The 12,454-nt window shown below is 48.9% G+C and carries 11 protein-coding genes; 5 read left to right on the forward strand and 6 right to left on the reverse strand.

Going from position 1 to position 12,454, the window contains the following annotated elements; all coding sequences use genetic code 11:
* Window positions 1–6 precede the first annotated feature (6 nt).
* From uspE to ogt, 3 genes are all read right to left on the reverse strand, one after another.
* Window positions 7–957 carry a universal stress protein UspE gene (gene uspE / locus SK33_RS11625; RefSeq protein ID WP_003020400.1) on the reverse strand — a complete coding sequence of 317 codons (951 nt, stop codon included), beginning with the start codon at window positions 955–957 and terminating at the stop codon, window positions 7–9.
* A gap of 151 nt (window positions 958–1,108) precedes the next feature.
* Window positions 1,109–1,861 carry a fumarate/nitrate reduction transcriptional regulator Fnr gene (gene fnr, locus SK33_RS11630; RefSeq protein WP_003020397.1) on the reverse strand — a complete coding sequence of 251 codons (753 nt, stop codon included), beginning with the start codon at window positions 1,859–1,861 and terminating at the stop codon, window positions 1,109–1,111.
* Window positions 1,862–2,055: 194 nt separating this feature from the next.
* Window positions 2,056–2,571, reverse strand: coding sequence for a methylated-DNA--[protein]-cysteine S-methyltransferase (gene ogt, locus SK33_RS11635; RefSeq protein ID WP_003020394.1), 516 nt, complete (start codon window positions 2,569–2,571; stop codon window positions 2,056–2,058).
* A 225-nt stretch (window positions 2,572–2,796) separates the two neighbouring features.
* On the opposite strand from ogt, the gene smrA reads away from it, so the two are divergent.
* Window positions 2,797–3,360: a DNA endonuclease SmrA gene (gene smrA / locus SK33_RS11640; protein ID WP_003020390.1), complete on the forward strand. Its 564-nt coding sequence runs from the start codon at window positions 2,797–2,799 to the stop codon at window positions 3,358–3,360.
* A 12-nt stretch (window positions 3,361–3,372) separates the two neighbouring features.
* Here smrA and SK33_RS11645 read toward each other — a convergent pair whose 3' ends face one another.
* Window positions 3,373–4,605 (reverse strand): sensor domain-containing diguanylate cyclase, encoded by a 1,233-nt coding sequence (locus tag SK33_RS11645; protein WP_003020387.1) that lies wholly within the window; start codon window positions 4,603–4,605, stop codon window positions 3,373–3,375.
* Between the two features lie 67 nt (window positions 4,606–4,672).
* Complete coding sequence (locus SK33_RS11650) at window positions 4,673–6,787, reverse strand: putative bifunctional diguanylate cyclase/phosphodiesterase (RefSeq protein WP_048217811.1); 2,115 nt, start codon at window positions 6,785–6,787, stop codon at window positions 4,673–4,675.
* A gap of 411 nt (window positions 6,788–7,198) precedes the next feature.
* Here SK33_RS11650 and SK33_RS11655 point away from each other — a divergent pair, with 411 nt between their 5' ends.
* From SK33_RS11655 to dbpA, 4 genes are all read left to right on the forward strand, one after another.
* Window positions 7,199–8,308 carry a methyl-accepting chemotaxis protein gene (locus SK33_RS11655; protein WP_048217809.1) on the forward strand — a complete coding sequence of 370 codons (1,110 nt, stop codon included), beginning with the start codon at window positions 7,199–7,201 and terminating at the stop codon, window positions 8,306–8,308.
* 154 nt (window positions 8,309–8,462) lie between these two features.
* Window positions 8,463–9,446, forward strand: a complete 984-nt coding sequence (gene zntB / locus SK33_RS11660; protein ID WP_048217806.1) for a zinc transporter ZntB — start codon at window positions 8,463–8,465, stop codon at window positions 9,444–9,446.
* Between the two features lie 275 nt (window positions 9,447–9,721).
* Entirely contained in the window at window positions 9,722–9,889 is a 168-nt protein-coding gene (ynaL, locus tag SK33_RS26660; protein WP_008322343.1) for a proline-rich small protein YnaL, read from the forward strand.
* Window positions 9,890–9,917: 28 nt separating this feature from the next.
* Window positions 9,918–11,291, forward strand: coding sequence for an ATP-dependent RNA helicase DbpA (dbpA, locus tag SK33_RS11665; protein ID WP_048217805.1), 1,374 nt, complete (start codon window positions 9,918–9,920; stop codon window positions 11,289–11,291).
* A gap of 93 nt (window positions 11,292–11,384) precedes the next feature.
* Here the strand turns inward: dbpA and ttcA are convergent, their stop codons facing one another.
* On the reverse strand, window positions 11,385–12,320 hold the full coding sequence (ttcA, locus tag SK33_RS11670; RefSeq protein ID WP_003833209.1) for a tRNA 2-thiocytidine(32) synthetase TtcA: 936 nt from the start codon (window positions 12,318–12,320) through the stop codon (window positions 11,385–11,387).
* Window positions 12,321–12,454 lie beyond the last annotated feature (134 nt).

Here is a 12,454-nt window from a genome sequence, read left to right on the forward strand (position 1 = left end):
ATGTGGTTAATCGTCTTCTTCGTCGTCCAGTTCAACTGGCGTCTGATATTCATCTGGCTTGATGACCAGCAGGTCACAGCGTAGATGATCGATAACCTGTTCCGCGGTATTACCAAGGAACGCGGCAGAAATACCGGTACGTCCGACGGTCCCCAATACCACAATACCTGCCTGTAGGTGCTCGGCTAAATCAGGAATGACCTCTTCAGGTAAGCCTTTTTCAACGTGCGTCACTTTCTCATCAATACTGAATTTCTGGCGTAGCGCCTTCATGGCCAGCAGATGCTGTCCACGGATTGCGTCGTTGTAAACGCTGGGATCAAATTCAGGCAGTTCAATCGCGATGTTGATTGGCGTAACAGGGTAGGCGCCTACCAGATGCACTTCGGTATGGTTAACCTGTTCTGCAAGCTGTAGCGTCTCTTTGACCAGTTTTTCATTGAGCGCGTTGTGATAAGCCTCTTCACTGGCGAGGTTTACTGCAACCAGTGCTTTACCCCCTTCAGGCCATGGCTGGTCTTTCACCATCCATACCGGACTTGGACATTTACGCAATAAATGCCAGTCGGTTGGCGTAAATATTACGGCTTCGAGGCGGTCGTGTTGGTGCGCCATCTTGAGGACCAGGTCATGCTTGGCGCTGATGACTTCCTGGATGATGGCTTCAAAGGGTCGGTTATGCCAGACCACTTTAATCTCCAGAGGGATCCCTGCTTCGATATAGTATTTCGCTTGTTCACGTATCCATGCACTTCGCTGGCTGATAACCCCCTGACGCATTGCCGTACGCTCATCGGGCGACAGCAGGGTAGTCATCTCATAGGAAAAGTCATAGATCGGCAAAAAGGCTTTAATTTTGCCACCAATCCGTTGATGCAAATAAACAGCTCGCCGTAATGCTGGTTGATCGTCCTGGTTCGGGTCGATGACGACCAGCATATTTTTATACATAGCCATACAGGGTCTCCTTACAACTGTCATCGCAGTTTGTAACTAAAAGAGTAACCCAATAATGTGGTTTGAAACAGGGAATAACCTCCTGCCAGATCAATAAATCGGGATAATTTAGCGATTTGACAGAAGGATAACAGAGATGCTTGCGGAAAGATTACGCTACGTTACGCGTATGGCCAGCAAGAACTGCCAGCGCGTCGCTATTCTCAATAGTGATGTATTTGCCTTTCACCGCCAGCATACCGCTTTTCTGGAAACGACCCAGCAGGCGGCTGATGGTTTCAACCGTCAGACCGAGGTAGTTACCGATGTCGCCACGGGTCATGGTCAGGCGGAATTCACGAGGCGAGAATCCACGCTGGGCAAAGCGACGAGACAAATTGTAGATAAAGGCCGCCAGGCGCTCTTCAGCGTTTTTCTTCGACAACAACAGGATCATATCCTGGTCGCCTTTGATTTCGCCACTCATCAGACGCATCATCTGCTGACGCAGATTTGGCATTTTGCCGGACAGGTCATCAAGGGTTTCGAAAGGAATTTCGCATACCATTGAGGTTTCCAGCGCCTGAGCAAAGCTCGGGTGATGTCCGCTGCCAATCGCGTCAAAACCGACCAGATCGCCCGCCAGATGGAAGCCAGTAATCTGCTCATCGCCTTGTTCGGTAATGGTATAGCTTTTAATCGTTCCGGAGCGGATAGCATAGAGTGATTTAAGCTCATCACCTGCTTTAAAGAGCGTCTGCCCCTTTTGGATAGGCTTTTTGCGCTCGATGATGTTATCGAGCTGGTCAAGCTCATGCTCGTTAAGTGTGAACGGGATGCAAAGCTGGCTGATGCTGCAATCCTGGCAATGGATAGCACAACCGCCAGACTGAATGCGCCGTATAATTCGCTTTTCCGGGATCATAGGTCTGCTCAAGCCGTAATTGATATTTGTCAATTTTAACATCTTTTTGGTGAGCACGTAAGCCTGAGCTACTCCCAATAGAGAATAATTCAGGCATAACTGGAGTGAATGTTTGTATCTGCTTGATTAACCACAATTAATTTGTGGTCACATTATGCGGAAGTGTGATGGATAAGGCATTAATTGCCTGGAATCTAGAGTAGCAAATAACCTTCGTGACGCAATAACCACTCTTTTCGTTGTACGCCACCGGCATATCCGGTCATGGTGCCGTTACGTCCAATGACGCGATGGCAGGGGACCACAATGCTTACTGGATTGGAGCCATTAGCTGCGCCGACGGCTCTTGCAGCACCGGGGCGTCCCAACTGTTCGGCCAGTTGACCATAATGCATGACCTGCCCGCAGGGGATAGTGCGTAACGCTTGCCAGACTTCACGCTGGAAAGGCGTCCCAGCGGTTGCTGTTTCCAGCGTGTCAATGATGCTGAGGTTTCCGGCAAAATACTCAGCGAGTTTGTCGCTTAATCCACCTGGGTTTTTGGCGGTAATGCGCTGATAACCTTCTGTGCGGTAATGAATATCCAGCAATTGTTCCATGCGATCGCTGTGCTGATCCCATTCCACTGCGCGCAGGCGAAATTGCTCATCACAAATAACCCACAGCGGGCCCAGCGGCGTGTCGATGGTGTCTTCCAGTAAGTTAAGCATCCGTTTCTCTCATTACAGCATTCAGGCGAGGCTACACATTATCACGCCAGTGACCGTCGCAGCTATACCTCTAAAAATGGATATCAACTTGTCGTGAGTAGATCGGTTCAGCGCGACGGATCCGGTTAATTATTGGAAATAACCGTAAACCGTTACCGGTATAGTTGTCGGTATAATAGTGCGCGGTTATGATAATGCCCGTCGCAATACGCTGGAGGATGAAACATGAACCTTGATGATGCATCGTTGTTTCTTGACGCTATGGGGGATGTTCAACCGCTGAAAAGCCATACCGATGTACACTGGCAGCCCATGCGCAATCTTCGCACTCCGGCGCGTATCGATACGCTTCAACTGGATAATTTTCTCTCGACAGGATTTCTCGATATTGTCCCGTTAAGTGTGCCGCTCGAGTTTCGTCGCGAAGGTTTACAGAACGGTGTGACTGACAAACTGCGAAACGGAAAATACCCGCAGCAGGCGAGTCTTAATCTTATTCGCCAACCTGTTGAAACATGTCGTCAGATGCTCTTTAGCTTTATTATGCAGGCGCAGCAAGAAGGGTTGCGTAACGTGCTGGTGATACACGGCAAGGGACGTGACGATAATTCTCATGCCAATATTATTCGCAGCTACGTAGCGCGCTGGTTGACGGAATTTGACGACGTGCAAGCATACTGCGCCGCACTGCCGCATCACGGCGGCAGCGGGGCATGCTATGTGGCATTGCGTAAAACCGCGCAGGCAAAACAGGATAACTGGGAGCGTCACGCTAAACGTAGTCGCTGAACGACGTAAACATCAGGCGGCCAGCACTCTGTTCCTGCCTTCGTTCTTGGCTTTGTACAACGCGTCGTCAACACGTTTGAATAACTCATCGATACTTTCATTTGTTTCGTGCCGTGCTACACCAATGCTGACGGTAAAGCGGGGAAGGCCAGGGAGAGTCACCTTTGCCACCGTCGCACGGATCACTTCTGCGAGGTTGAGAGCGACATCCAGCGACGTTCGCGGCAGGAGCAGCACAAATTCTTCACCACCCCAGCGAAAAATAAGATCGTCTTTTCGCGCACAGGATTCCAGGGTGCGTGCCAGAGCACAAAGCACTTCGTCGCCTTTTAAATGGCCAAACAGATCGTTAATGCTTTTAAAGCGATCCGTATCGATCAACAACAGGCTGTAGTCCTGCGTCAATGATATCGCATGCGTCTGTTCCGGTTCGGTTACCTGATAAAAATGTCGGCGGTTAAGTAATCCCGTTAAAACATCTCGCAGGGCCGCACGCTCCAGCTCCTGTTCCAGCCGCTTTTGTTCGGTAATGTCATGAATAATGCACAACATCAGTTTATTACCGTAAATTTCGATCGGTCCGGCGTAGGTTTGCACATGACGGGAAGTCCCATCAGCCAGTTTATGGACAAAATGCAAAGGTTTATGGCCGCCGGGCAGATGGGCGATTTCATGCATCACCGGAAGTATATGGCGGCCCAGCATATTGATTTCCCATGTATGTTTCTGACACATCACATCATGAGTGTATCCATAAAAATTGAGCGCACTGAGGTTTGCATCCACGATCAACCCATCGCGTGACGGATCAATAAGTAACATTGGCGCGGAATTAGTCTGGAAGAAGCGTGCATAAAATCCCTGCTTTTTCCGCTGATAGGTTGCTGAACGGCTCGCTTTCAGACCCTGTGCAGTAGGCGTCTCAATGCCTTCGAAAAGGATGACTTCACCCATGCCTGGTAGGGGTTTAATGGAAAGGCGACTTGCCATCGCAATCTCTTCACCGTCGCGGTAAACCGTGAGAATTTCCACTACATGGTGATGATTTCTCAAGTCGCTGAGATACATAGTTAAATCATTTTGAGCATGCGTTGAAAATGTTCCCTTGCGGAGCGGGGAAAAACAGAGACCCTGCATTAGCTCCCGTGCAACGTTATTAGCGAACACCAGCTCTTCGGTATGTGGCAAAACAATCCACACCGGAATGGTTAATAAATCCAGTGAATGCAGCTCGGTTGTGCTCATCGATAATCCCGTTATTTTTATCTGCTGTGTTGCCTGTTAAATGGCGAATATTTTTAGATATTACGTCTCACAATGTTATTGATTGTCGGTGAGACAAGGGGGGTCTAACTGGCTTTTGCTTGATGCTGTTTTCTTGTTGTATCAATTCATGAATCTTATGTGCTGGCAGCGGTTTTGCAAACAAGAAACCTTGCAGCATGCTACACCCCATCTGAGTAAGGAGTATTTCCTGTTCCTGGGTTTCTATTCCTTCTGCCACCACACGCATATTCATGGAGTGAGCTATGTCAATAATGGTAGACACAATTTTTGTGTTTTTGCTGTTCTCGCTGATATCTTTGACAAATATCCTGTCAATTTTTAATTCGCGCGCCGGAAGAGACTTCAGCATCAATATATTTGAATAACCTGTACCGAAATCATCAATAGATACGGTGATCCCCAAAGCAGAAAAAGCATTCAGGACTTCCACACTGCGTTTCAAATTTTTAAGGGCGGTGCTTTCAGTGAGTTCCAGCGTGAGGCAGGCAGGTGACAGTTGATACTGCGCCAGGGCATTACAAACAACATCAATAATATCATGCTGTTCAAACTGGGCGGGTGAGAGGTTAACGGCGAGCGTCCATTCTGTATTTCCCTGTAATTTCCATTGATGCAACTGCAGGCATGCCTGCTGGATAACCCATTTCCCAACGGGAATAATCAGGCCCGTATCTTCCAACGCAGAAAGAAATTCGGCTGGCAGCAGCATGCCGCGTTCCGGATGATGCCAGCGTAATAATGCTTCAAAACCGGTCAGGGAATGATCTCCAGCGGTATATTTAGGCTGATACCATAGCTCAAACTGGTTGCGTTCAAGCGCTTGCGACAATTCTTGTAAAAATGTCGGCGGTGTATCCGCGATAGCTTCCATTTCCGGATGATAAATAGCCCAGCCGTTTCTGCCCGCCTGTTTGACATGATACATCGCCATATCGGCCTTCACTTTTAGCTCATGCAGCGTTGAGCCATGCTCAGGGTAAATACTGCTCCCCGCACTTAACGAAACCCGAATGGTATGTTCGAACAAGGTAAAGGGTTCACCGATCACATCGGCAATCCGCGTCAGCAGGGCGGAGATATCCTGCTGGTTGCAGTCTGGAACCAGCAGGATAAATTCATCGCCCCCCAGTCTTGCCAGCGTCATTGAGTCATCAAGGCAAGTGAAGATTCGCTGTGTACTGGCTATCAGTAGCTGATCGCCAATGTGATGTCCCCAGGTATCGTTAACGACTTTAAAACGATCGAGGTCGATAAATACCAACGCGAAATGCTGCTGATGCAGTTTAGAATGCCGCAGGCAGGCCAGTAAGCAGGTGTCTATTTGCGTACGATTAGCGAGACCGGTCAGCGCGTCGAAGTGAACCTGATGTTCAAGCTGGCAGTTCAACTGATGCAGATTGTCAGCCAGTCGGGAGGTACGGAGTTGCGAATCCACCATCGAAACCACCAGCATGATCCCCAAAATAAAAAGCGTGACGGCGCAGACCCAGATAGAAAGTTCCAGCGTGCTGAGACCATCGTGCGCAGTGTGTCCAAAATGGGTGAACGTAGCGGCTCCCATACCGGTGTAATGCATAGAGGCTATTGCCAGCGCCATAATAAAGGCAGCAATAAGCCGATTTATTAGCGCTCGACGGCTATTTTGGCGTAAGTGAAAGGCCAGCCACAAACCCACGCCAGACGCAGCGACGGCAATAATCACGGAGAGCAGGATCAGCGAGCGATCCCAGGTTATAGCCACATGTTCAATAACGGCATACATACCAACGTAGTGCATTGTAACAACACCGGCACTTAATATGCTGGTAGCAATGAGAAGGCGTTTTGTTGATAGCGTATTACCAGAAATGGCGATATTGATGGCGACTGTCGCAGAAATGAGCGCAATAAAGAACGAAAACGCGGTGAGGGATAAATGGTAATTTATTGGCATACTCATTTTCATGGCCAGCATACCGATAAAATGCATCGACCAGATCCCCATACCCAGCGTAGTACCGCCAGAGAGTCGCCAGAAGGTAGATTCACGTCTGCTGGAAATTGCCACTTTGCCCGCGCTGTCGAGAGCAATAAAGGAGGCAATAAACGCGACAATAAAGGAAATCCCAATCAATACAGGGTCCCACGACACGTGCAACATCTTACTACCTATCAAAAAAAAGACGTGATGATAAATTTAGCAGGTTTTGTCCAGTTAACCTGATAAAACCTGGGATGTTCTTGTGTTTTTACAATGACTATTAGAGGGAAGGGACAAACATCGAAAATGATAGACCTTTACTTATACAAATATTCATCAGATTTATAATTCTGTGCATTTTATGTACACGACGTGCTTGCTATCACAATAATCTAACGACAAGCGCCGGCATCATCCTTTGCAGGATAAAACACCTGGTTAATGTAAATTAATAGTGTGATTGCCTGTCTTAAGTGAAAGGATTGCAGACTCTCATTGAAAGTTCGTCTTTCGTCTCCGCGTTATGGAAATCTGCATTGCAGATGCTATAAAAAATAATATCCACGTTATTTCTTAGCGCACAGGACTAAAATGTTAAATAATATTAGCGTCAGAACCTTTATTATTTTATTTCTGCTCATTACGGCGGTCGCTCTGAATGTTTTTGAAATGATATTTTCTGCTCCCCCGGTAATTATCATTGGAACTAATTTGGTCAGTTTTACTTCTATATTATGTTTGTGGTGGTACATGACGAAATATTTGGTTGTGCCAATTAATACGGTTAAAAGAAGCATTGAGGAGGTAACCTCCGGGAATCTGGCGATTAGCATTCCAGAGTTTGGTAATAACTGTGCGGGGAGATTAATACCGGGCATTAATAGTTTATCAAGTAATATTTCAACACTCGTTAATGAGATCAGAACATCTTCGCAAACGGCGATGGCGCTCTCTGAACAGCTCGCGGAACGCAGCGCTGAGTTATCAGTAAAAACAGAGCAGCAATCCGGAGCATTAATGCAAACGGCTGCCAACATGGATGAAATAGCGGTCAGCACGCGTAACAATGCAGAGAATACGCAAATGGCGAGTGCTAAGGCCAATATTGCAACACTATCTGCCCGGCAGGGCGGTGATTTAATGGTGCAGGTCGCAACCAATATGCAGTCGATCACCGAGTGCGCCCAGCAGATGACAGAAATTATTACCCTGATAGATGGTATTGCATTCCAGACAAATATTCTGGCATTGAATGCCGCCGTAGAAGCGGCGAGAGCGGGAGAACATGGTAAAGGTTTTTCCGTGGTGGCCGGAGAGGTACGAATGCTCGCGCACCGTAGCGCAGATGCCGCTAAGAATATTAAACATCTGATTGCCCAAACTCATGAAAACGTTCAGCAAGGCGCGGCTATTGTGCGTGAAGCTGAAAAAAATATGCAGGATATTGTTGGTGGCGCCGGGCAATTAAACCAACTGATGGGCGAGATATTAACCACTACGCAGGAGCAGGAGAAAGGGATCATCAGTATTACTCATGCGCTCGCGGAACTGGAAAACGTTACCCAGAGTAACGCCATTATGGTGGATGAGCTGTCTGACTCTTCGGATATTCTAAAAAATCAAGTGACTGACCTCCAGTCGCGAACGCACAAGTTTCGTTTAAGTCACGCTTTTGAATCTGAGAGACGCCAGCGGGCTTAACAGGGTGCCTCGTAACAAGCGCCACATTTGTCGGCGCTTTTTTTGTTATCAGATACTTTTATGAGTCATTTCAGCACAATGGGACAATGAGATATTGCTTAACATATTCTGACGGCTAGACTAACGAAAAAAGCTGAATGTTTGTGGAGGCGCTGTGGAAGCCATTAAGGGAACGGATGTTAATGTGCCGGATGCCGTGTTTGCCTGGCTGTTGGATGGGCGTGGTGGGGTGAAACCACTGGAAGATAACGATGTTATCGACACTCAGCATCCCTGCTGGCTGCATCTTAATTATACTCATCCTGAAAGTGCGCAATGGCTGGCGACAACGCCCTTACTCCCCAATAACGTGCGTGATGCGCTGGCGGGTGAAAGCACGCGCCCGCGTGTCAGCAGGGTAGGAGAAGGTACGTTAATTACGCTGCGCTGTATCAACGGTAGCACCGACGAGCGGCCTGACCAACTGGTAGCGATGCGTTTATATATGGATGAGCGTCTGATTGTCTCAACGCGTCAGCGCAAAGTGCTGGCACTGGATGACGTGGTCAGCGACCTCCAGGAAGGTACAGGGCCAGCTGAATGTGGCGGTTGGCTGGTGGATGTTTGTGATGCGCTGACCGATCATGCCAGTGAATTTATCGAACAGTTGCACGACAAAATTATCGATCTGGAAGATAACCTGCTCGATCAGCAGATCCCGCCGCGTGGCTTCCTGGCATTACTGCGTAAGCAGTTAATTGTGATGCGCCGTTATATGGCGCCACAGCGTGATGTCTATGCCCGCCTGGCGAGCGAACGGTTGTCCTGGATGACTGACGACCATCGGCGACGGATGCAGGATATCGCTGACAGGTTGGGGAGAGGACTGGATGAAATCGATGCCTGTATTGCCAGGACCGGTATCATGGCGGATGAAATTGCGCAGGTGATGCAGGAGTCTCTGGCTCGCCGAACGTATACAATGTCATTGATGGCAATGGTTTTTCTTCCCAGCACATTCTTAACCGGGCTTTTCGGCGTTAACCTCGGCGGTATCCCTGGCGGTGGTTGGCAGTTCGGTTTCTCACTTTTTTGTATTCTGTTAGTGGTCCTGATTGGTGGTGTTACTTTATGGTTGCATCGTAGTAAATGGTTGTAACAACAACGTTTTTTAGTGACTTTTGCGCATGAAAACGTCCTGAATTTTGAGCGAGGTCAATAAACCATCTACCTATTCGGGGCAATATCTCTCTCGCAGGTGAATGCAACGTCAAGCGATGGGCGTTGCGCTCCATATTGTCTTACTTCCTTTTTTGAATTACTGCATAGCACAATTGATTCGTACGACGCCGACTTAGATTAGTCGGCTTTTTTTTGCCTGCAGGAAATCAGCGTCTACCCTAAAAGAGTCAACCTGAATGACTGGAGGAGTATATGACCTGTCTGATTGCAACTGCGCACACGGATTCGCTCCCGACTGACCCGGTTCCCATTCCCGATCCCATTCCTCGTCCGCAGCCAATGCCGGATCCGCCGCCGGATGAAGAACCTATTAAATTGTCGCATCGTAGGCGTAGATCTGCGAGGATACGCGCCTGCTGAATGTGAGTTTTTACCGCGAGATTAAATTGTGACCGCTTTTTCAACCCTGAATGTTTTACCTGCTGCTCAACTCGAGAACCTTAACGAGCTGGGTTATCTTGAAATGACGCCTGTTCAGGCTGCTGCATTACCGGCAATCCTGGCGGGTAAAGATGTTCGCGTGCAGGCTAAAACCGGCAGTGGCAAAACGGCTGCTTTTGGTCTTGGGCTATTACAGCATATTGATGCCGCGCTGTTTCAGACGCAGTCTCTGGTGCTGTGCCCAACCCGAGAGCTTGCCGACCAGGTGGCGGGTGAACTGCGTCGTTTAGCGCGCTTTCTGCCAAACACCAAGATCTTAACGCTGTGCGGTGGGCAGCCTTTTGGTGCACAGCGTGACTCTCTGCAGCATGCACCTCATATTATTGTCGCCACGCCGGGGCGTTTACTCGACCACCTGCAAAAAGGCACCGTTTCTCTGGAAGCCTTGAATACGCTGGTTATGGATGAAGCCGACCGCATGCTGGATATGGGCTTTAGCGATGCAATTGATGATGTCATTCGCTTTGCACCAGCTTCTCGCCAGACCTTGCTGTTTTCTGCGACCTGGCCGGAAGCCATTGCCGCCATCAGTGGCCGGGTGCAACAAAATCCATTAACCATTGAAATTGATACGGTCGATGCGTTACCGGCGATTGAACAGCAGTTTTTCGAAACCTCCAGCCACGGAAAAATTCCGCTGCTGCAAAAATTGCTCAGCCAGCATCAGCCTGCTTCATGCGTCGTTTTTTGCAACACCAAAAAAGACTGTCAGGCCGTGTGTGACGCATTGAATGCGGCGGGGCAAAGCGCACTTTCACTGCATGGCGATCTGGAACAGCGCGATCGCGACCAGACGCTGGTGCGTTTTGCCAACGGCAGCGCACGCGTTCTGGTTGCCACCGATGTCGCTGCGCGTGGCCTGGATATTAAATCACTCGAATTGGTGGTTAACTTTGAACTGGCGTGGGATCCGGAGGTTCATGTCCATCGTATCGGACGTACCGCGCGAGCCGGTAACAGCGGTCTGGCGATTAGTTTCTGTGCGCCGGAAGAAGCACAGCGTGCCAATATTCTTTCTGAAATGCTGCAATTGAAGCTGAACTGGCTGCCAGCGCCAACAAACATGTCAATCCTGCCGCTGGAAGCAGAGATGGCGACGTTATGCATTGATGGTGGCAAAAAGGCTAAAATGCGTCCTGGTGATGTTCTGGGGGCTCTGACCGGTGATATTGGCCTGGATAGTGCCGATATCGGCAAAATTGCCGTTCATCCGGCACACGTCTATGTCGCCGTTCGCCAGAACATAGCGCACAAGGCGTGGAAACAATTGCAAAACGGTAAGATTAAAGGCAAGACTTGCCGAGTTCGTTTATTGAAATAAATACCCATTGGAGTGCCTGATGGCGCTCCGCTTATCAGGCCTACAACGGGTATATGCTCGTTGTAGGCCTGATAGGGCGTTTACATAATCGACTTATTTCACTTCCACCACGTTCAGGCGTAACTCATCCAGTTGAGCATCATCTTCTTCTGGCTGCCAACCCGCAGGCTGCAGCGGGATCTCTTCACGATCGAACGCTAAATCACCGCCGTCCACAACCTCTGAACCGTGCTTAATGCCTTTAAAATCGAACAGATTGATATCGCTCAGATGTGAAGGCACAACGTTCTGCATCGCACTGAACATGGTTTCAATCCGACCTGGATAGCGTTTGTCCCAGTCACGCAGCATGTCAGCAATGACCTGACGCTGCAGGTTAGGCTGTGAGCCACACAGATTGCACGGAATAATCGGGAAACCTTTCGCTTCGGAGAAGCGCTCGATATCTTTCTCACGGCAGTAAGCCAGCGGGCGGATCACGATGTGCTTACCGTCATCACTCATCAGCTTCGGCGGCATACCTTTCATTTTTCCGCCGTAGAACATGTTTAAAAACAGCGTTTGCAGGATGTCGTCGCGATGGTGGCCGAGTGCAATCTTGGTGGCACCTAACTCGGTTGCCGTACGGTACAGAATGCCGCGACGCAGGCGAGAGCAGAGCGAGCAGGTCGTTTTGCCTTCAGGGATTTTGTCTTTGACGATCCCGTAAGTGTTTTCTTCGACAATCTTGTACTCAACGCCCAGCTGTTCCAGATACTCCGGCAGAATGTGCTCTGGGAAGCCGGGTTGTTTTTGATCGAGGTTAACGGCAACCAAGGAAAAACTGATCGGGGCGCTTTGCTGTAAATTACGCAGGATCTCCAGCATGGTATAGCTGTCTTTCCCGCCGGAAAGACACACCATAATGCGATCGCCGTCTTCGATCATATTGAAGTCGGCAATGGCTTCGCCCACGTTACGACGCAGACGTTTTTGCAATTTGTTCAGGTTGTATTGTTCTTTCTTGCTAATATCTTGATTTTGCGACATTTAATAGAGGCTCAATTCATAGTGTGGCATCAGAAGAGTATGCATCACGCCGGATAGTCCGGCAAAAGAAGTCTGATATAAAAACTGTGGCGTGTATGGTACGGATAAGCGGGAAAAATGTCAGCACATTTAGG

The organism is Citrobacter sp. MGH103 (genome assembly GCF_001034475.2).
GTDB lineage: Bacteria > Pseudomonadota > Gammaproteobacteria > Enterobacterales > Enterobacteriaceae > Citrobacter > Citrobacter freundii.